Consider the following 18627-nt stretch of genomic DNA (forward strand, 5'->3'; position numbering starts at 1 on the left):
ACTGCTTCCGACAGAGAGCACTGCTCTCACTTCAAGGAGGCGACCGTGATCGAGACCGTGTGGCGCTGGGGAAACCTGGGCCTGGCTTTCCTGCTGGAGCTGGCCGCGATCGCCGCGCTCGGGTACTGGGGGTTCCACACGGGGGAGTCCACCGCGGGCAGGCTGCTGCTCGGCCTGGGCGCGCCCGCCGTGGGCATCGGCCTGTGGGCCCTGTTCGCCGCGCCGACCGCGAAGCTGCACACGCCGCTGCTCTACGCGCTCACCGTCGTCGTCGTGGTCGGCGGCGCCGCCGCGGGCCTGTGGTTCTCGGGATTGCGGACGCTCGGGCTCCTGCTACCTGCCCTGTTCGTCGCGAACCTCGCCGTGGTGAGGCTAATGCACCTCGACGCCGCGACGGCCTAGGGCAGCTTCCAGGCGACGCACTCCGGTCGGACCCGGGTCGCCGCGAACTCCGCCACCGCGCGGAGCACGAGTTCGGCCGGCACCTCGCTGCCCGCGGGCTGCGGGAAGTGGCCGCCCTGCAGGCTGAAGTAGTCGGCGGACGCGGCGCCGGCGCCGTCGGCGGGCAGGTGCGCGGCGCCGTTCTCCTGCCACACCAGTGCGCCGCGGTCACCCCGCAGGCCGACGACGAGGTGGGGTGTCCCAGGGCCCTGACCGGCGTAGATCCACCAGACGACCCCCGAGGTGGCCGACGGCGGCACGGCTGCCCGCAGCGCGGCGAGCACCGTCTCGGCGGGGACGCTCGTGATGTCGTACCCCGTCCGCCGATCACCCGTGGTGGCCATGGTCCACTCCGCTTTCCGTCAGGATCGGTGCTGATCCTACTGGGCCGCGTTGTGAGAGCGAAGTGTGGAACATCGACTCACTGTCCGAAGAGGACGGTCAGCGGTGGTCCGCCCGCAACCGCGCGGCGCGAACCGTGAGGTAGCGGCGTTCCGGGGCGTTCGTGGTGCGCGCCGCGGCGGCCTCGTAACAGCCGATCGCGGCCGGGGTTTCGCCCGCGCGTTCCAGCAGGTGGGCGCGCACGGCGTCGAGGCGGTAGTGGCCGGCGAGCTGCCCGTCGAGCGTCGCGAGCAGGTCCAGACCTGTAGCCGGGCCGTGCACCATCGCCGTCGCGATCGCGCGGTTCAGCGTGACCATCGGGTTGTCCGCCGAGGTGTCGAGCCGCTCGTAGAGGGCCAGGATCCGGGGCCAGTCAGTGTCCTGCGCGCGCAACGCGATGTCGTGGCTCGCCGCGATCGCCGCCTGCAGCGCGTACTCGCCGGCGGGCCCGCCGGAAAGCGCCGCCGTGGCGAGCGAGACGCCTTCCCTGATCAGCGACCGGTCCCACCGCGTCCGGTCCTGGTTCTCCAGCGGCACCAGGTCACCGTCGGGCCCGGTCCGCGCGGGGCGGCGCGCGTCGACGAGCAGCATGAGGGCCAGCAGGCCCGTGACCTCGCCGTCTTCCGGCAGCACCCCGTGCAGCAGGCGCGCGAGCCGGATCGCCTCACCCGAGAGCTCCGTGCGGTGCAGGCTCGTCCCGGCGCTGCTGGTGTAGCCCTCGTTGAACACCAGGTAGAGCACGTGCAGCACCGATTTCAGCCGCGGTGCGCGCTCGTCGTCGGCCGGCAGCCGGAACGGCACGCCCGAAGCCTTGATCTTCCCCTTCGCCCGGCTGATCCGCTGCGCCATCGTCGCCTCGGGCACGAGGAACGCGCCCGCGATCTCCGCCGTGGTCAGGCCGCCGACGGCCCGGAGCGTGAGCGCGATGGCCGAGGCCGACGTCAAAGCGGGGTGGCAGCACAGGAACAGCAGCGTGAGCGTGTCGTCCTCGTCCGGGACCTCGGCGCCCACCGGCTCGGCGAACACCGCCAGCTCACGCCGCGCGCGGGCTTCGTCGCTGCGGTACGCGTCGGTCAGCCGCCGCGCCGCCGCCTGGATCAGCCAGCCGCGCGGGTTGCCCGGCACGCCCTCGTCCGGCCAGTGCAGCGCCGCGGCGAGCAGGGCCTCCTGCACGGCGTCCTCGGCCGCGTCGAAGTCGCCGAACCGCCGGGCCAGCACGCCGAGGACCTGCGGCGCGAGCGCGCGCAACAGGTCCTCGACGCTCTCGGCCGCCATCAGGCCGGCGCGCTCATCACCTGGCGGACCTCGATCGGCTGGCGGATCGGCGTGCCCCCGAGCCCGGGCGCCGCCGAGAGCCGCGCGGCGATCTCCAGCGCCCGCTCCTCCGAGTCGACGTCGATGATCCGGTACCCCGCGAGCAGCTCCTTGCTCTCCGTGAACGGCCCGTCGGTCACCACGGTCCCGCCCGCACCACCGGACACGACCTTCTTCGCGGCCTCCGGCCCGGCCAGCCCCTGCGCGTCCACCAGCTCGCCCTTGTCGGTGAGCTCCTCGTTGAGCGCCCGCTGGAACGCGATGTGCACCCGGATGTCCTCGGGGGACCACTCGCTCATCGGCGCGTCGCAGGCCTCGCCGCCCGAGTACGTCTGCATCACCATGTACTTCGTCATCGTGGGTCCTCCGCCCCTTCCGGCGTGCCGCGCGTCGGCACGCTCACTGTAAGGACGGAGCCGGCGCCGTGTCCTCTACACGGTTTCGTCGCGGGGTCCGAGCACTACGTCGCGGGTGAGGTCGAGGTGGCCGCGGTGCTGGGCCAGCTCCTCGTACACGTGCAGCAGTGCGAGGCCCTGAGCTGCGCCGATCGGGGTGTCGCGGTACTTCGGCGGGACCTCGCCCTTCGGCGGCGCGGCCGGGGTGCACCCGGCGACGTCGGCGCCGAACCGCTCCCGGACCGCCCGCATTCGTTCCACCAGCGGCGCGACCGGTCCCGCCGCCTCGAACTCCGCCGCCCGGTCGCGCGCCACGTCGCGGCCCGCCACGACCTGGCCGCCCCAGAACGCCATCACCCCGAGACAGTGCGTGACGATCGCGTACGGCGAGTTCGTCCCGGCCGCCTCGGGGCGGACGTTCGCGAGCTCGTCGCCCAGCTCGGTGAGCGTGGCCGCCATCCCGTCGAGCGCGCGGTCGACGAGGTACAGGTATCCGTCCGTGGTGATCACGCCGGTGAGCCTAACCCCGCGATCGCGTCCGAGTCCACAGTGGACGTTCAGGCGCCGATGGCGTCCAGCTCCGCCACCGCTTCGGCCGGCAGCACGAGGTCGGCCGCGGCGATGTTCTCGCGCAGGTGCCCGCGTGACGACGTGCCGGGGATCAGCACGGTCGTGGCGGAGCGCTGCAGCAGCCACGCGAGCGCGACCTGCTGCGGCGACGCGTCGAGGTTCGCGGCGACCTTGGCCAGCGTCTCCGACTGCAGCGGGCTGAACCCGCCGAGCGGGAAGAACGCGGCGAACGCGATGTTCTCCTCGGCACAGCGTGCCACCAGGGCGTCGTCGGCGCGGGTGACCAGGTTGTACAGGTTCTGCACGGTGACCACGGGCGCGATGGCCTGCGCCTCGGTGAGCTGCGCGTCGGAGACGCCGCTGAGCCCGAGGTGGCGGATCAGGCCCTGCTCACGCAGCTCGGCCAGCGCGCCGAACTGTCCGCTCAGCGGGGTGTCGTCCGTGCCCTCGTGGGAGCCGACGCGCAGGTTCACCACGTCGAGCGCGTCGAGGCCGAGGTGCTGCAGGTTCTCGCGCACCTGCGCCTTGAGGTCTTCCGGCTCCAGCGACGGGTTCCACGAGCCGTCCGGGCCGCGGCGCGCCCCGACCTTCGTGACGATGTGCAGGCCGGCGGGATAGGGGTGCAGTGCTTCCTTGATGAGCTCGTTCGTGACGACCGGGCCGTAGAAGTCGCTGGTGTCGATGTGGGTGATGCCGCGCTCGACCGCTTCGCGCAGCACCGCGATCGCCTCGTCGTGGTCCTTCGGCGGACCGAAGACGCCGGGGCCGGCCAGCTGCATGGCGCCGTAGCCCATGCGGCTGAGGGTGAGGTCGTCGGCGAGGTTGAGGGTGCCGCCGGGAACGCTGTCGGCCATGGTCGGATGCCTTTCCTGCTGGGTCTTCCGTGCTCTCCTCCACGATGCGCCGCCCGGCCGGCGGCAGGGACGGTCCCGGTTTTCCTGGGAGTGGCAGGGCTAGGTTCCCGGCCGCGGTTACCGGCGCCGGTGTGGACACGGCCACGAGGAACCGAACACCGAAGCGAAACGCCGCCGAGCCCAGCGAAAATCAGCGGCCCATTCACCGGATCGAGGGACGCCACGGCAGCCGGAACTGTCGGTGCCGGGTCCTACCGTTCTCGACACCGGACAAACCCGGATCGAGAACAGGAACTCAGCCCATGACCGTGGAACACCTCGAAGATTTCGCCGCCCTCGAACCGTTTTTCGGTGTCGTCAAAGAAGGTCTCGCCGGCCACGTCGAAGGCGAGCACTTCTTCGACCTGCTCGCCGAAGACGTCGTCACCGAGTTCGTCGTGACGGTGCCCGGCTATCCGAGGCGGGTCGAGGGGCGCGGGGCGCTGGCCGAGCTCTATCGCGGCTACGGCGAAGCCATCGTGCTCGAAGGGGCCGGCGACCTGGCCGTGCACCACGACCGCGAGAAGTCCGTGATCACGCTCGAATACGGAGTGCACGGCCGCGTCGTCGAAACCGGCCGGCCCTACGAGAACCGCTTCGTCTCCATCGTCACCGTCGCGAACGGCAAGGTCGTGCGCTGGCGCGACTACCTCGACTCGCTCGCGGTGGTCCAGGCGCTGGGCGAAGCGGTTCCCGTAAGCGGGACTAGCCCGCGGCCAGACGCGGGCCGATGACGTCGGCGAAGGCGGCGACGTCGGCCTCCGGCAGGTCGTAGCCGCTTTCGGCCGTGTGCGAAGGGAAGAAGAACACGTGCTCCACTCCGGATTCCGACTGAGCCTGCAGCAGCCGCTCCGCGCAGTACTCCGCGGGCCCGAACAGGCCGAACGCCTCGCTGATCTCCTTGGCCTGCGCCGAGGTGAACGCGGTGGGGTCGTGGTCCTCGGGGATGTCGAGGCCGGCCGCGCGCAGCCAGCGCAGGTTGGCGGTGCTCGGGTAGTTGAGGAACGGCTTGTCCGGCCGGAAGTAGCGCCGCACCCACTCGCGCGCGGTGTCGAACGGCTCGATCGCCGTGGGCACGATGAGGATCTCCTGCACCGACTCCGGCGCGCGGCCCGCGCGCTGGGCACCCGCGCGCACGTGCGAGCGCGCCGCTTCGATGCTGTCCGGATGCAGGCCCGCGAGCATCACCACGCCGTCGGCGACCTCGCCGGCCAGCTCCAGCATCTTCGGCCCGGCCGCGAGCACGAAGATCCCGGGTGCGGGCTTGGCGACGTTGTTCATCTTGATCTCGTGACCGTCCACAGTGGCCGTCTCGCCGGCTACGAGCTTGCGGATCGCCGTGACCGCCTCGCTCAGCTGCTCGCGCCGCCCCTGCGGCCGCCCCGCCTTCTCGACGGAGAGGAACCCCGGCGCGAGCGTGAGCAGCACGCGGCCCGGGCCGATCTCGGCCAGCGAGTTGGCGATCGCGGCGAGCACGAGCGGGTGGCGCGTGACCGTGTTGGTGGTGGCCGGGTACAGCTGCAGCTTCGACGTCGCAGCGGCGGCCAGCGTCAGGGCGGAGTAGACGTCGCGGCCCGAGTGGTGGTGGTCGTGCACGCCGACGCCGTTGAACCCGGCCTCTTCACACGACACGATGAACTTCGTCAGCTCGGGCAGCGGGCGGCCGACGGGAACCCGGATGTCGACCTTCACGGTCATGGGTGGTCCTTTCTTCCAGCGACAGGCACTCGGTCCGGTGGGAAACACTCAGTCCGGCAGGGGTTTGCCCTTGGTCTCGGGCAGGAACAGCACGGCGAGCATGCCGAGCAGGTAGATCGGGGCGAAGATCGCGGCGGCGTGGCCGAACCCGCCCACGGCCGAGGCCAGCGGGCCGATCAGCACGGCGCCGGCCATGGCCAGATAACGCGAACCGCTGAACACCACGCTGATCGCCGTCGCGCGGATCGACGTGGAGAACAGCTCCGGCGTGTGCACGGTGTACCAGCTGTACACGCCGCCGGTGAGGAACCCGGCGATCAGCTGCAGCCACGTGGCGGTCGCCGCGTCGTGCACCAGCAGCAACACGATGGGCACGATCGCCACGCACCCGGCGAAGTACACCTGGATCGAGAGCTTGCGGCCCCAGCTCTCGGCGAGGAACCCGAGCAGGATGCAGCCCACGATCTCGCCGAGGTTGTACAGGGCGCCGGCCCAGCCCGTGTAGAACGCGATGCGCTTCGGATCGTCGACGAGCCCGCCGACGAAGCTGGGCAGGAACGAGCTCACCGCCCACCAGCCGCCGGTGATCGCGATCGAAACCGCCAGCGCGCCCAGGAAATTCCGCCGCACGCCGGGCGCCAGCAGCTCGCCGATCCCGACTTTTCGCTTGCGTTGAGCCGCCCAGCGCGGGGACTCGGGGATGCTGCGGCGCACCAGCAGCACGACGACGAGCGGAATCACGCCGAACAGGTACATCCAGCGCCACGACAGCCCGAGCGTCGAGCCGAGCAGCACCCACAGGCCCGACACGAGCACGCCGCCGACGGAGAACCCGGCCTGCAGCAAGCCGGCGCCCCGGGCCCGCCACCGCTCCGGCCACACCTCCTGCAGCAGCGAGGTGCCCACGCCCCACTCGGCGCCGATCCCGAGCCCGGTCAGGAACCGCGTGAGCCCGAAGACCCACCAGTTCCCGGACAGCGCCGAGCACGCCGTGAAGACGCTGTACACGGCGACGGCCACGATCATGGTCCGCCGCCGGCCCAGCCGGTCGCCGAGCACGCCGCCGACGATCCCGCCCGTGGCCCAGCCCGCGAGCGTGATGGCGACCAGGTAACCCTGGTACGTCGTGAGGTGCGGCAGCTGGTCGTGCGGCAGCAGCTCGGTGAGCGTCGGCCGCGCGGTGATCAGCAGCACGAACGTGTCGTAGCCGTCGGCGACCCAGAACACCAGGGTCAGCGCCAGCACGCCCCACGCCTTGCGGTCGAGCCGCGGCGGGTTGGCCAGTGTGGTCATCTCTCACTCATCGAGGTAGGTCCGGATCACCGAAAAACGCAGGTATTCGTCGTTGACGTGCGCGACCGTGACGGCCACGGGCTGCTCGTCGGCCCGGATGTGGGTGTGGCGCAACCGAAGCAGCGGCTGCGTCGCCGGGATGTTCAGCGCCGCGGCGACTTCCGGCGGCGGCAGCACCGGCCGCACCTGGGCGACGGAGTAGCACACCGGCGGGCCGAGGTGACGCTCCACGAACTCGAACGTCGACTGCGCGGGGTCCAGCGCCCGCGGGTCGGCGCCGAGCAGGCGGGCCGGGAAGTGGTCCACGCTGTGCACCGCCGGCTCGCCCGAGGCGGCGAAGACCCGCTCGATCCGCAGCGCCTGCTCGCCGGCCGGGATCTCCAGCGACGTCGCGACGTCCGCCTCGAGTGCCACCAGGCGCCGGTCGGCCGTGCGCACCGACGCCTCGTGACCCGCCTCTGCGAGCAGGTCCAGGAACGCGCCCGCCTCCGCGAGGTTGGCGCCGAGGCCCAGCGCGTGGCGGTTGATGAACGTGCCGTGGCCGTGCAGCCGGCGGATCCGCCCCTCCTTCTGCAGCGACTGCAGCGCCGAGCGCAGCGTGGCCCGGCTCACGCCGAGCGCGGCCGACAGCTCCGCTTCCGACGGCAGCCGCAGCCGGCCCGCCTCGCCGAGCCGCGTGATCACTTCGCGCAGCCGGTCCTTGACCTGCCGGTACGCGTCGGACGTGATCGCCGTGAGGTCGGCCGGCAGAGCCGGTTCGGGGTGGATCCGCGTGACCACGGGTCAGTCCTCGCGGCGGCCGATGGGGCCGTCGTACGTGCGCAGCCAGTCGACCAGCTCGCCCAGGCGCCCGACGATGTGGTCGTGGTAACGCTTGCCCTTGTCCTCCGAGAGGCCCTTCGACGAGCTGAACGAGCCGGTCGGGGTGAACGCCCGCTGCTCGTCGCCCGACCAGATGATCTCGACGCCGTCGGGCGCCGGGCCGAACAGGTCGTTGCCGACGAAGCCGCCGAAGACCGCGTCGAAGTCGACGGAGGCGTCGGTGAGGCGGTCGGTGCGGATCTTGCCCGGGTAGCGGTAGTGCACGTGGGAGAGCTCGAGCTCACCGGCGTGGTGCTCGTTGGTCTCCTTGATCGTCGGCGAAGCCGACCGCGCCAGGTGCAGCGGGTCCGCGACGGCGAAGAGCACCTCGGGCAGCTCCTCGTCGTGCAGGACGCGCACGGCGCTGTTGAGCGCGGGCAGGTTCGAGCCCTTGTGGCCGTTGAGCAGGATGATGCGGGTGAAGCCGTGGCGCGCGAGGCTGCGGGCGACGTCGCGGATCAGCAGCGTCAGCGTGTCCGGGCGCACCGTGATGGTGCCGGGGAACGCGCCGTGGTGCGACGAGTCGCCGTACCAGATCGGGGGCGCGACCAGCACACCCTTGCGCTCGGCCACGTCCTCGGCCAACGTGATGGCCACGTACGAGTCGACCCCCAGCACACCGGCCGGGCCGTGCTGCTCGGTGCTGCCGATCGGCACGATCACGATCCGCTCGGTTTCCAGGTACGAGCTCACTTCTTCCCAGGTCAGGTCCTGGATCCAGACCGACGGCAGGTTCTCCGCCACGGTGCCTCCCAAATGGTGATACAGGTCGTAAGACGTCAGACGTCTAACTTAAGCTGCGCGGCAACCCCCGCCAATCGGGACCAAGGAGTGGGATGGACAGCGTGACCAGTACCGACACGCAGCAGGCCCGGCCGGGCCGGCTGCGCGTGCCGCCGTTGTTCGGCGCGGCGCTGCTGATGGCCATGAGCGCGGCGGGACCGGGGTTCATCACCCAGACCGCCTCGTTCACCGTGCTCTACGGGGCCTCGTTCGCGTGCGCGGTGGTGGTCTCGATGATCATCGACGTCGCCGTGCAGCTCAACGTGTGGCGCATCCTCGGCATCTCGGGGCAGCGCGCGCAGGACATCGCGAGCAAGGTGTTCCCGGGCGCCGGCCAGGTGCTCACGGTGTTCGTGGTGCTGGGCGCGGTCGTGTTCAACATCGGCAACATCGCCGGCACCGGTCTCGGCCTGCACAACCTGCTGGGCATCGACCCGCGGATCGGCGCCGCGATCAGCGGCATCCTCGCCATCGCGATCTTCCTGGTCCGCTCGGTGCTCACGGCTGTGGACCGCGTGATGGTGGTGCTCGGCTTCGTGAAGATCGCGCTGATCATCGCGCTGGTCGTGGCCACGGCGCCGCCGGTGGGCCAGGCCGCGGTCGGCACCGTCGACCCGAAGGGCCTGCCGTTCCTGCCGATCCTCACGCTGATCGGCGGCACCGTCGGCGGGTTCATCACCTACTCCGGCGCGCACCGGCTGATCGACGCCGGCATCACCGGCGTGGCGAACCTCAAGCGCATCAACCGCGGCGCGTGGACCGGCATCCTCGTGGCCTGCGTGCTGCGGATCGTGCTGTTCCTCGGCTTCTTCGGCGTGGTCGCCACCGGCGCGACGCTGGCGAACAAGAACGACGCCGCGGGCTCGGCCTTCCTGTCGGCGTTCGGCACGGTGGGGCTGCACCTGTTCGGCCTGGTGTTCTGGGCCGCCGGGATGACGAGCGTGATCGGCAACTCCTACACCACCGCCACGTTCCTGCAGTCCTACGTCAAGCCCGTGCGCACGCACTTCAACCGCGCGGTGATCGTGCTGATCGGCCTCGCGACGATCGTGTTCATCGCCGCGGGCCAGACGCCGCAGTCGATGCTGGTGTTCGCCGGCGCGATCAACGGGCTCGTGCTGCCCATCGGCCTGGCCATCATCCTGTGGGTGGCGCTGCGCCGCCGCGACCTGATCGCGGGCTACCGCTACCCGAAGGTGCTGCTCGGCGTCGGCATCGCCGCCTGGCTGTTCACCGCGTACGCCGCCGTCGAATCCCTCACCTCACTCGGTTCGATCTTCTCCTGAGGAGCTGCTGATGACTGTCACCCCTGCCCTGAGCCCGGCCGAATCCCGCGAAGCCTTCCGCGGCGGCCTGCGCGTGCCCACCGCAGGCTGGGCGCCCGGCTACGCCCAGGCCAACATGATCATCGTGCCGCGCGAGTACGCCTACGACGCGCTCCTGTTCGGCCAGCGCAACCCCAAGCCGTGCCCGATCATCGGCGTCACCGACACCGGCAGCCCCCACACCGACCTCGCGCCCGGCGCCGACCTGCGCACCGACCTCGGCGCCTACCGCGTCTGGCGCGACGGCGAGCTGGTCGACGAGCCGGACGACGTGCTGGAGTACTGGAACGACGACCTCGTCTCGTTCCTCATCGGCTGCAGCTACACGTTCGAGACGCCCATGGTCGCCGCCGGTATCGAGGTCCGCCACATCAGCAAGGGCCAGAACGTCTCGATGTACAAGACGACCCGCGAGTGCGCCCCCGCCGGTCGCCTGAGCGGCCCCATGGTCGTCTCGATGCGCCCGATCGCCGCCGACCGCGTCGCCGACGCCGTGCGCATCTCCGGCCAGTTCCCCGCCGTGCACGGCGCGCCGGTCCACATCGGAGCACCCGAGGCGCTCGGCATCGAGGACCTGTCGAAGCCCGACTTCGGTGACCCGGTGGAGATCCGCGAGGGCGAGGTTCCGGTGTTCTGGGCGTGCGGCGTCACCCCGCAGGCCGCGATCATGCAGTCGAAGCCGCCGTTCGCGATCACGCACGCGCCGGGGTACATGTTCGTCACCGACGTGCCGGATTACACGTACGCCGTGTGAGGCGATGCGCGATCCGGCAGTGTGCGACCGGCTGTGTTCGATCCGGCTGTGTTCGATCCGGCAACGCCGCGGGGCAACGGGCGCAACGTGGCCCCCGGCGTGCGGGAGATCGGCTAGCGTGGCGCCGTGCAGATCTCCGAGTTCGGTTCCTGGGCCACGCCGTTCACCGCGAGCCTGATCACGCAGAGCGCCGTGCGCGTCACGGATGTGCGGGCGGACGCCGGCGCCGTGGTGTGGTCGGAGGCGCGGCCGGGCGAGGGCGGGCGGGTGCAGCTCGTGCGGCGCGAAGCCGACGGGAGCACCACCGACCTGCTGCCGGACGGGTTCGGGGCGCGCACGAGCGTGCACGAGTACGGCGGGGCCGACTGGTGGGTGCGCGACGGCGTGGTGTGGTTCGCCAACTGGGCCGACCAGCGGCTCTACCGTCTCGGCCGCGATGGCGAGCCGGAAGCCGTCACCCCCGAGCCCGAGGTGCCGCGCGGTGACCGGTACGCCGACGGCGACCTGACCGCCGACGGGACGCGCCTGGCCGTGGTGCGGGAGCACCATCCCGAAACCGGCCAGGGCGCGGCCGATGTGCGCAACGAGATCGTGCTGCTCACCGAAAACGCCGAGCCCGAGGTGCTCGTGTCCGGCCCGGACTTCGTCGCGAGCCCGCGGTTCTCGCCCGACGCGGGGAAGCTCGCGTGGGTCGCGTGGAACCACCCGGACATGCCGTGGGACTCGACCGAGCTGCGGGTGCGCGACCTGGCCACCGGCGAGGAGACCGTGGTCGCGGGCGGGCCGGGGGAGTCGGTGTCCGAACCGCGCTGGCACGCCGACGGCACCCTGTACTTCCTGTCCGACCGCACCGGCTGGTGGAACCTCTACCGGCTCGGCCAGAGCGGCATCGTCGAGCCGGTGGTCGTGCTCGACGCCGAGATCGGCGTGCCGGCCTGGGGCCTGGGCACGGGCCGGTACGTGGTGCTGGCCGACCACCGCGTGGTGTTCGCCCGCTGGTCCGGCGGCATCGACGGGCTCGCGATCGCGAGCCCGGACGGCACCGTGACCGACCTCGACACCCCGTTCACCGCGATCAGCGCGCTGCGGCCGGCCGGCGACGACGAGCTGCTCCTCCTCGCCGGTTCACCCACCGCCGAGCCGAGCGTGTACACGCTGACCGCCGACGGCAAGGTCGCCACCGTGCGCGAGCCCCGCGACACCGGCATCGGCGCCGAATACGTGTCCGCGCCCGAGGCGATCGACTTCCCGTCGGGTGACCGCGTGTCCCACGCGCTGTTCTACCCACCCGCGAACCCGGACTTCGAGGGGCCCGCGGGGTCGAAGCCGCCGGTCGTCGTGGTCGTCCACGGTGGACCGACGTCGCACGCGGTTCCCGTGCTGTCGCTCGGAATCCAGTACTGGACCAGCCGCGGCTTCGGCGTCGTGGACGTGAACTACGCGGGTTCCACCGGTTTCGGCCGCGCCTACCGCGAGGAACTCCACGGCACGTGGGGCATCCTCGACGTCGCCGACTGCATCGCGGCCGTCCGCTGGCTCGCCGCCGAAGGCCGCGTCGACGGCGGCAAGCTCCTCATCCGCGGTGGCTCGGCCGGCGGGTACACGGTGCTGGCCGCCCTCTCGCGCGCCGACACGCCGTTCGCCGCGGGCACCGATCTCTTCGGCGTCGCGGACCTCCAGGCGCTCGCGGCCGACACGCACAAGTTCGAGAGCCGCTACCTCGACCGCCTGATCGGCCCGTACCCCGAGATGCGCGACGTGTACCTCGACCGCTCGCCGATCCAGCACATCGACGCCTTCACCCGGCCCCTGCTCGTCCTCCAGGGCGCCGACGACCCCGTGGTGCCGCCCAACCAGTCGGAGCTCATCGTCGACGCCCTGCGCTCGCGCAAGGTGCCCGTCGCCTACCTCCTCTTCGAAGGCGAGCAGCACGGCTTCCGCCGCGCGGAGAACATCCACCGGTCACTCGACGCGGAGCTGAGCTTCTACAGCCAGATCCTCGGCTTCGACCTCCCCGAGGGCGAGGACATCGAGCCGGTCGAGGTCGAGAACCTCTAGCGCGAGCCCGAGCACGCCCCGGAAACCCCTGGCCACCACGGGTTTCCGAGGCGTTTCGCGTACCCTCCACAAAGGATCGATCCGCGATCCGTGGAACCCGGCCGCCGCCGATCCCGCGCCGAAACTCGTCCTTGACAACCTCGGGTGCGCCCTTCACCCTCTCTAATTAACCGCACGGTACATTAGCCGTCGGGCGAGGCAACGGCGCACCGCAGAAGGAGACAAACGTGAACGGTCGAGCAGATCGAGCGGCGCCCGCCGCGGGCCGGCCCGCGAAAGCGGCGCTCGCCGCCTGGATCGGCAGCGCGCTCGAGTACTACGACTTCTTCATCTACGGCACCGCCGCCGCGCTGGTCTTCGGCAAGATCTTCTTCCCGGCGTCCTCACCGGCCGCGGGCACGCTGCTCGCGCTCTCGACGTTCGGCGTCGGCTACGTCACGCGCCCGCTCGGCGCGTTGCTGCTCGGCCACCTCGGCGACCGGTTCGGCCGCAAACGCGTGCTCATCGCGACACTGCTGCTCATGGGCCTGTCCACGGTGCTCGTCGGCTGCCTGCCCAGCTACGAGGCACTCGGCGTCGCGTCGCCGGTGCTGCTCGTCGTTCTTCGGCTGCTGCAAGGACTTTCCGCGGGTGGCGAGCAGGCCAGCGCCAACTCCATGAGCCTCGAACACGCGCCGGAGAACCGCCGCGCGTACTACACGAGCTTCACCCTCAGCGGCACGCAGGCCGGGCAGATCGTGGCCACGGCCGTGTTCCTGCCCGTCGCCGCGCTGCCGCAGGACGCGCTGCTGTCGTGGGGCTGGCGCGTGCCGTTCTGGCTCAGCGCCGTGATGGTCGCGGTCGGGTACTTCATCCGCCGCTCGGTGGAGGAGACGCCGGTGTTCCGCGAGGAGGTCGCCGCCGGCGAGGTCGTCCGGCTGCCGCTGGCGGTGCTGCTGCGCGACCACTGGGCCGACGTCCTGCGCGTGATCGTCGCCGCGCTCATCGCCTCGGTGAGCACGATCTTCACCGTCTACGCCTTGAGTTACGCCGTGAACACGGTGGGGCTGAGCAAAACGCCGATGCTGTGGGTCGGGGTGCTCGCCAACGTCGCGGCCGTGATCTCGATCCCGCTGTGGGCCAAGCTGTCCGACCGCAAGGGCCGCAAGAAGATCTTCATCGCGGGCTCGCTCGGCTGCGCGGTCCTCATCTTCGGCTACCTCGGCGCGATCGCCGCCGGCAGCTACGTGTGGATCTTCGTGCTCGGCATCGGCATGTTCGGCATCGTCTACACGGCCACGAGCGCCATCTGGCCCTCGTTCTACGGCGAGATGTTCCCGGCCCGCGTGCGCCTGTCGGGCACCGCGATCGGCACGCAGATCGGCTTCGCCATCAGCGGTTTCCTGCCGAGCGTGGCGGCGGCCGTCGCCGGGGACGGGCGGGGCGCGTGGCTCGGCGTCGCGACCTTCACGGCCGGGCTGTGCGTGGTCAACGCGATCGCCGTGGCCACCGGCCGCGAGACTTACCGCGTCCCGACCGCGTTGCTGGGCCTGAAGAACACGCCGGCGCGGCAGGCGAGTGAGGTCGGCGTCCAGCAGTGAGCACGTTCGAGGTCCACGCCCTGTGCTACGCCCGGCGCGACGGCGTCCGCGGAGACCACTTCCTGGGCCACAGCAAGGATTCCGCCGAGCCGCACCCGACGGCGTACTACGTGTGGCTCGCCGTCTCCCCGCAGCACACGGTGCTCGTCGACGCCGGGATGCGTCCGGAACGCGCGGCGGAGGTGCCCGGGCTGGACTACACCGACCCGGTGGAGCTGCTCGCGGAGCTCGGCGTCGAGCCCACGGGCGTGGACCACGTGGTGCTCACCCACCTGCACTACGACCACGCCGGCCGGGCGAGCGCCTTCCCGGACGCGACCCACGTCGTCCAGCAGTCCGAAATGGACTATTGGACCGGTCCGTGGGCCCGGCGCATCACGCGGGAGAAGTGGCTGCTGGACGAGGTCGAGCTGCACCGGCTCCAGGCCGGCGACCGGCTGCGGCTCGTCGACGGCGACGCCGACGTCGTGCCCGGCCTCAGCGTCCACCTCGTCGGCGGGCACACCGCCGGCACGCAGGTGGTGCGGATCGCCACCGCGGCCGGCCGGCTCGTGGTCGCCTCCGACGCCAGCCACTTCTACGAGAACCTCGAAGCCGACCACCCGGCGCCGCTGCTGCACTCGACCACCGACGTGTACGGCGCGTTCGACCGCATCCGGGAGCTGGCCGGGCCGTCGGGGATCTTCCTGCCCGGCCACGACCCGCGCGTGCTCGACCGCTACCCGGCAGACCCGTCGGGCCGGATCGCGAGGATCGCGTGAGGGCCTCAGCTCGCGGTCAGGTAGCTCACGAGCAGGTCGCCGAGCATGCGCCGGTGGTGTTCGCGCGTGGCCGGGTCGAGCAGGTCGCGGCCGAAGATCGCGTTGAACGTGTAGCGGTTCGCGGTGCGGAACACGCAGAACGCGCTGATGGCCATGTGCACGTCGAGCGCGTCCACGTCGTCGCGGAAGAGCCCGGCCGCGCGGCCGCGTTCGAGGATGCGGGTGAGCACGTCGAGCGCGGGGTTGGCGAGCGTCGACAGCGTGGTGGAGCGCGCGATGTGCTCGGCGCGGTGGATGTTCTCGATGCTCACCAGCCGCACGAAGCCGGGGTGGGATTCGTGGTGGTCGAAGGTGAGCTCGGCGAGCTGGCGGATCGCGTCGACCGGGTCGAGGTGGTCGACGTCGAGCTCCTGCTCCAGCGACCGGATCACCGTGTAGGCCCGCTCCAGCACCGTGACGAAGAGCTGGTCCTTGCTGGTGAAATAGTAGTAGATCATCCGCTTGGTGGTGCGGGTCTTCGCCGCGATCTCCTCCACGCGGGCGCCGTCGTAGCCCTTCTCGGCGAACTCCGTGGCGGCGACGTCGAGGATCTCGGCCTTGGTCCGCTCGGCGTCGCGGGTGCGGTCTTTCCCGGCGGCGTCTTCCGGCGACGGTGCGGCCACGGACGTCCCTTCTCCCTCCGGATGGATCTCGCCCCACTGTAGGCCGTTTCGCGACAAACCCGCCCGGCGCCACCGGCCCGTCGAAAGGAAACCTGTGTACCCAGCCACGGTCGTGGACGCGGTCCGCGAGCACGCCCGCCGCGCCGGCCCGGGCACCGTGCTCGCCGGGCTCGTCGGTTCGGGCATCGGCCCGTCGCTGAGCCCGCCGCTGCACGAGACGGAGGCCGCCCGGCTCGGCTTGCGGCTCGCGTACGGCCGCTTCGACCTCGACGACTGGGGCCTGCCCGCGAGCGCCGCCGGCGAGGTGGTGGCGGCCGCGCGCGCCGCGGGTTACGCCGGGCTCAACGTGACGCACCCGTGCAAGCAGGTCGTGCTGGACCACCTCGACGAGCTGTCGGCCGACGCCGCCGCACTGGCCGCCGTGAACACCGTGGTGTTCCGCGAAGGCACGGCGGCCGGGCACAACACCGACTGGTCCGGCTTCGCCCGCGGCCTCGAAACGGGGCTGCCGGGGGTGCCGCTGGAGTCCGTCGTGCTGCTGGGCGCGGGCGGCGCCGGAGCGGCCGTCGCCCACGGCCTGCTGACGCTCGGCGCGGGCCGGGTGCGCGTGCTCGACCTGGACACCATGCGGGCCGAGACGCTCGCCCTCGCATTGCAGGAGCGGTTCGGTGCGCAGCGGGCTTCGGCCGGCGGGTCGGTGGCGTCGGCGCTGGCCGGCGCCGACGGTCTGGTCCACGCCACCCCCGTCGGCATGGCCGCGCACCCGGGCCTGCCGCTGCCGGCCGAGCTGCTCGATCCGCGGCTGTGGGTCGCGGAGGTCGTGTACCGGCCACTGGAGACGGAGCTCGTGCGCGTCGCCGCCGCGCGCGGCTGCCGCGTGCTCGACGGCGGCCGGATGGCCGTGTTCCAGGCTGCCGACGCACTCGCGCTGTTCACCGGCGCCGAACCCGACGCCGCCCGCATGCGGCGGCACTTCGACCGCCTCGCCTCCCCAGGGGAAAGGGAACCCGCCGATGTCCTCGACTGAAACCCGCGCCCTCGAAAATCGCGCCCTCGAAAACCGCCGCGCGATCGCCACCGTCTGCCTGTCCGGCACGCTCGAGGACAAGCTCACCGCCGCCGCGGCTGCCGGGTTCGACGGCGTGGAGATCTTCGAGAACGACCTGATCGCCTCGCCGTGGTCGCCGAAACAGGTGCGCGAGCACTGCGCGGACCTCGGCCTGACGGTGGACCTCTACCAGCCGTTCCGCGACTTCGAGGCCGTGGCGCCCACCGTGCTCGCGGCGAACCTGCGCCGCGCGGAGCTCAAGTTCGACGTGATGGAACAGCTCGGCGCCGACACGATGCTCGTGTGCTCCTCGGTGTCCCCGGACGCCGTCGACGACGACGATCTCGCCGCCGAACAGCTGCACACCCTGGCCGAGCGCGCCGCCGCGCGCGGGCTGCGGATCGCGTACGAAGCCCTGGCGTGGGGCCGGTTCGTGAACACCTACGAGCACTCGTGGCGGATCGTGCGCCGCGCCGCGCACCCCGCGCTGGGGCTGTGCCTCGACAGCTTCCACATCCTGTCCCGGGGCAGCGATCCCGCGGCGATCCGCACGATCCCGGGCGAGAAGCTGTTCTTCCTCCAGCTGGCCGACGCGCCGCGGCTGGAGATGGACGTGCTGCAGTGGAGCCGCCACCACCGGCTCTTTCCGGGCCAGGGCGCGTTCGACCTCACGGCTTTCACCGGCCATGTGCGCGCGGCCGGCTATGACGGGCCCCTGTCGCTGGAGGTGTTCAACGACGTGTTCCGCCAGGCCGACCCCGGCCCGGCCGCCGTCGACGCCATGCGATCGCTGCTGGCACTGGAGGAATCGCTCGGCGCGACGACGCTGCCGCCCGCCCCGGCGCTGAGCGGCCACGCGTTCACGGAGATCGCCACGGCCGGCACCGACGTCGAGCAGGCGTTGGCGGCGCTCGGCTTCGCGCACGCCGGGCAGCACCGGACCAAACCCGTCGCGCTGTGGCAGCAGGGCGAAGCGCGGATCCTCGTGAACTCGGCCGGATCCGACCCGGGGGCCTCCGTGGCCGCGCTGGCGGTGGAGAGCGCCGACCCGGTGGCCTCGGCCGACCGCGCGCAGCGGCTGCTCGCGCCGGTGCTGCCGCGCACGCACAGCGCGGGGGAGGCCGACCTGTCCGCGGTCGCCGCGCCCGACGGCACCTCGGTGTTCTTCTGCCGCACCGGTCCCGGCGACAGCTGGCTGGACGATTTCGCCGCCGTGGCGGGAAAAGCCGCGGACGCCGGAGTCACGGGCGTCGACCACGTGTCGCTGACGCAGCCGTTCGACCACTTCGACGAGGCCGCGCTGTTCTACCGCGCGGTGCTCGGCCTCGAACCCGACCCGGTCACGGAGTTCGCCGCGCCGTTCGGTCTCGTGCGCAGCCGCACGGTGAGCGGCGGAACCGAGCGCGGCACCGTGCGCCTGGCCCTGGACTCCGCCCTGCTGCGCCGCGGCGACTGGGCCCCGGGCGTGCGCGAACCGCAGCACATCGCCTTCACCACGGCCGACGCGCTCGCCAGCGCCCGTGTGATGCGCGAACTCGGCGCCCCGATCCTGCCGATCCCCGGCAACTACTACGACGACCTCGACGCCCGCCTCGCCCCGCCGCCGGACTTGCTCGACGCCCTGCGGGCCCACTCGATCCTCTACGACCGCGACGAACACGGCGTCCTGCTGCACTTCTTCACCGAGATCCTCGGCGGGCGCGTGTTCTTCGAGGTCCTGCAACGCATCGACGGCTACGCGGGCTACGGTGCCGGCAACGCCCCCGTCCGCATGGCCGCCCACCGCCGCAGCCGCCTCGGCTGAGTGTCC

Annotated in this window: 19 protein-coding genes; 9 read left to right on the plus strand and 10 right to left on the minus strand. The window is 71.8% G+C overall.

Annotated features, from left to right (window positions below; genetic code table 11):
• Positions 1–45 precede the first annotated feature (45 nt).
• On the plus strand, positions 46–402 hold the full coding sequence (locus ACQPXB_RS16740; protein ID WP_432853017.1) for a DUF2568 domain-containing protein: 357 nt from the start codon (positions 46–48) through the stop codon (positions 400–402).
• On the opposite strand, the gene ACQPXB_RS16745 is transcribed toward ACQPXB_RS16740, so the two are convergent.
• The 5 genes from ACQPXB_RS16745 to ACQPXB_RS16765 all read right to left on the minus strand — a co-directional run bounded on the left by ACQPXB_RS16745 (position 399) and on the right by ACQPXB_RS16765 (position 3955).
• Positions 399–785, minus strand: a complete 387-nt coding sequence (locus ACQPXB_RS16745) for an Imm1 family immunity protein (protein ID WP_432853020.1) — start codon at positions 783–785, stop codon at positions 399–401. The two genes, ACQPXB_RS16740 and ACQPXB_RS16745, sit on opposite strands and share 4 nt — an antisense overlap.
• A gap of 97 nt (positions 786–882) precedes the next feature.
• Positions 883–2097, minus strand: a complete 1215-nt coding sequence (locus ACQPXB_RS16750) for an RNA polymerase sigma factor (RefSeq protein ID WP_432853023.1) — start codon at positions 2095–2097, stop codon at positions 883–885.
• Entirely contained in the window at positions 2097–2492 is a 396-nt protein-coding gene (locus ACQPXB_RS16755) for a YciI family protein (RefSeq protein ID WP_386953077.1), read from the minus strand. The genes ACQPXB_RS16750 and ACQPXB_RS16755 overlap by 1 nt, the downstream gene beginning before the upstream one ends.
• 75 nt (positions 2493–2567) lie before the next feature.
• On the minus strand, positions 2568–3041 hold the full coding sequence (locus ACQPXB_RS16760; RefSeq protein WP_366587882.1) for a DUF664 domain-containing protein: 474 nt from the start codon (positions 3039–3041) through the stop codon (positions 2568–2570).
• Positions 3042–3088: 47 nt separating this feature from the next.
• Positions 3089–3955: an oxidoreductase gene (locus ACQPXB_RS16765; RefSeq protein WP_432853027.1), complete on the minus strand. Its 867-nt coding sequence runs from the start codon at positions 3953–3955 to the stop codon at positions 3089–3091.
• A 302-nt stretch (positions 3956–4257) separates the two neighbouring features.
• On the opposite strand from ACQPXB_RS16765, the gene ACQPXB_RS16770 reads away from it, so the two are divergent.
• Positions 4258–4728 (plus strand): nuclear transport factor 2 family protein, encoded by a 471-nt coding sequence (locus ACQPXB_RS16770; RefSeq protein WP_432853030.1) that lies wholly within the window; start codon positions 4258–4260, stop codon positions 4726–4728.
• Here ACQPXB_RS16770 and ACQPXB_RS16775 read toward each other — a convergent pair.
• The 4 genes from ACQPXB_RS16775 to ACQPXB_RS16790 are packed head-to-tail and all read right to left on the minus strand — an operon-like array spanning position 4700 to position 8590.
• Positions 4700–5692: an LLM class flavin-dependent oxidoreductase gene (locus ACQPXB_RS16775; RefSeq protein WP_366587890.1), complete on the minus strand. Its 993-nt coding sequence runs from the start codon at positions 5690–5692 to the stop codon at positions 4700–4702. The genes ACQPXB_RS16770 and ACQPXB_RS16775 overlap by 29 nt on opposite strands.
• A 48-nt stretch (positions 5693–5740) precedes the next feature.
• On the minus strand, positions 5741–6985 hold the full coding sequence (locus ACQPXB_RS16780) for an MFS transporter (RefSeq protein ID WP_432853033.1): 1245 nt from the start codon (positions 6983–6985) through the stop codon (positions 5741–5743).
• A gap of 3 nt (positions 6986–6988) precedes the next feature.
• Positions 6989–7765, minus strand: a complete 777-nt coding sequence (locus tag ACQPXB_RS16785; protein WP_432853036.1) for a GntR family transcriptional regulator — start codon at positions 7763–7765, stop codon at positions 6989–6991.
• 3 nt (positions 7766–7768) lie between these two features.
• Positions 7769–8590, minus strand: coding sequence for a creatininase family protein (locus ACQPXB_RS16790; RefSeq protein ID WP_364046235.1), 822 nt, complete (start codon positions 8588–8590; stop codon positions 7769–7771).
• Positions 8591–8682: 92 nt separating this feature from the next.
• On the opposite strand from ACQPXB_RS16790, the gene ACQPXB_RS16795 reads away from it, so the two are divergent.
• The 5 genes from ACQPXB_RS16795 to ACQPXB_RS16815 all read left to right on the plus strand — a co-directional run bounded on the left by ACQPXB_RS16795 (position 8683) and on the right by ACQPXB_RS16815 (position 15107).
• Positions 8683–9915, plus strand: a complete 1233-nt coding sequence (locus ACQPXB_RS16795; protein ID WP_366587898.1) for an NRAMP family divalent metal transporter — start codon at positions 8683–8685, stop codon at positions 9913–9915.
• 28 nt (positions 9916–9943) lie between these two features.
• Complete coding sequence (locus ACQPXB_RS16800; RefSeq protein WP_366587997.1) at positions 9944–10708, plus strand: putative hydro-lyase; 765 nt, start codon at positions 9944–9946, stop codon at positions 10706–10708.
• 126 nt (positions 10709–10834) lie between these two features.
• A complete protein-coding gene (locus tag ACQPXB_RS16805; protein ID WP_432853041.1) occupies positions 10835–12766 on the plus strand; it encodes a S9 family peptidase in 1932 nt (643 codons plus the stop codon).
• Between the two features lie 227 nt (positions 12767–12993).
• Complete coding sequence (locus ACQPXB_RS16810; RefSeq protein ID WP_432853044.1) at positions 12994–14346, plus strand: MFS transporter; 1353 nt, start codon at positions 12994–12996, stop codon at positions 14344–14346.
• Positions 14343–15107, plus strand: coding sequence for an N-acyl homoserine lactonase family protein (locus ACQPXB_RS16815; RefSeq protein WP_432853047.1), 765 nt, complete (start codon positions 14343–14345; stop codon positions 15105–15107). The genes ACQPXB_RS16810 and ACQPXB_RS16815 overlap by 4 nt, the downstream gene beginning before the upstream one ends.
• Before the next feature lie 5 nt (positions 15108–15112).
• On the opposite strand, the gene ACQPXB_RS16820 is transcribed toward ACQPXB_RS16815, so the two are convergent.
• Positions 15113–15769: a TetR/AcrR family transcriptional regulator gene (locus ACQPXB_RS16820; RefSeq protein ID WP_432853050.1), complete on the minus strand. Its 657-nt coding sequence runs from the start codon at positions 15767–15769 to the stop codon at positions 15113–15115.
• A gap of 157 nt (positions 15770–15926) precedes the next feature.
• On the opposite strand from ACQPXB_RS16820, the gene ACQPXB_RS16825 reads away from it, so the two are divergent.
• Both ACQPXB_RS16825 and ACQPXB_RS16830 read left to right on the plus strand, forming a co-directional pair.
• Entirely contained in the window at positions 15927–16796 is an 870-nt protein-coding gene (locus tag ACQPXB_RS16825) for a shikimate dehydrogenase (RefSeq protein ID WP_432856678.1), read from the plus strand.
• Positions 16783–18621 carry a bifunctional sugar phosphate isomerase/epimerase/4-hydroxyphenylpyruvate dioxygenase family protein gene (locus ACQPXB_RS16830; protein ID WP_432853053.1) on the plus strand — a complete coding sequence of 613 codons (1839 nt, stop codon included), beginning with the start codon at positions 16783–16785 and terminating at the stop codon, positions 18619–18621. Before ACQPXB_RS16825 ends, ACQPXB_RS16830 begins: the two co-directional genes overlap by 14 nt.
• The last annotated feature ends 6 nt before the right edge of the window (positions 18622–18627 follow it).

The organism is Amycolatopsis sp. CA-161197 (assembly GCF_050942255.1).
Classification (GTDB): Bacteria; Actinomycetota; Actinomycetes; order Mycobacteriales; family Pseudonocardiaceae; genus Amycolatopsis.

Bases quoted from the DNA above. Each gene is read 5' to 3' on its own strand.
- ACQPXB_RS16795 (WP_366587898.1), top strand. From the start codon at position 8,683: ATGGACAGCGTGACCAGTACCGACACGCAGCAGGCCCGGCCGGGCCGG.
- ACQPXB_RS16780 (WP_432853033.1), bottom strand. From the start codon at position 6,985: ATGACCACACTGGCCAACCCGCCGCGGCTCGACCGCAAGGCGTGGGGC.
- ACQPXB_RS16745 (WP_432853020.1), bottom strand. From the start codon at position 785: ATGGCCACCACGGGTGATCGGCGGACGGGGTACGACATCACGAGCGTC.
- ACQPXB_RS16775 (WP_366587890.1), bottom strand. From the start codon at position 5,692: ATGACCGTGAAGGTCGACATCCGGGTTCCCGTCGGCCGCCCGCTGCCC.
- ACQPXB_RS16830 (WP_432853053.1), top strand. From the start codon at position 16,783: ATGTCCTCGACTGAAACCCGCGCCCTCGAAAATCGCGCCCTCGAAAAC.
- ACQPXB_RS16765 (WP_432853027.1), bottom strand. From the start codon at position 3,955: ATGGCCGACAGCGTTCCCGGCGGCACCCTCAACCTCGCCGACGACCTC.
- ACQPXB_RS16755 (WP_386953077.1), bottom strand. From the start codon at position 2,492: ATGACGAAGTACATGGTGATGCAGACGTACTCGGGCGGCGAGGCCTGC.
- ACQPXB_RS16770 (WP_432853030.1), top strand. From the start codon at position 4,258: ATGACCGTGGAACACCTCGAAGATTTCGCCGCCCTCGAACCGTTTTTC.
- ACQPXB_RS16750 (WP_432853023.1), bottom strand. From the start codon at position 2,097: ATGGCGGCCGAGAGCGTCGAGGACCTGTTGCGCGCGCTCGCGCCGCAG.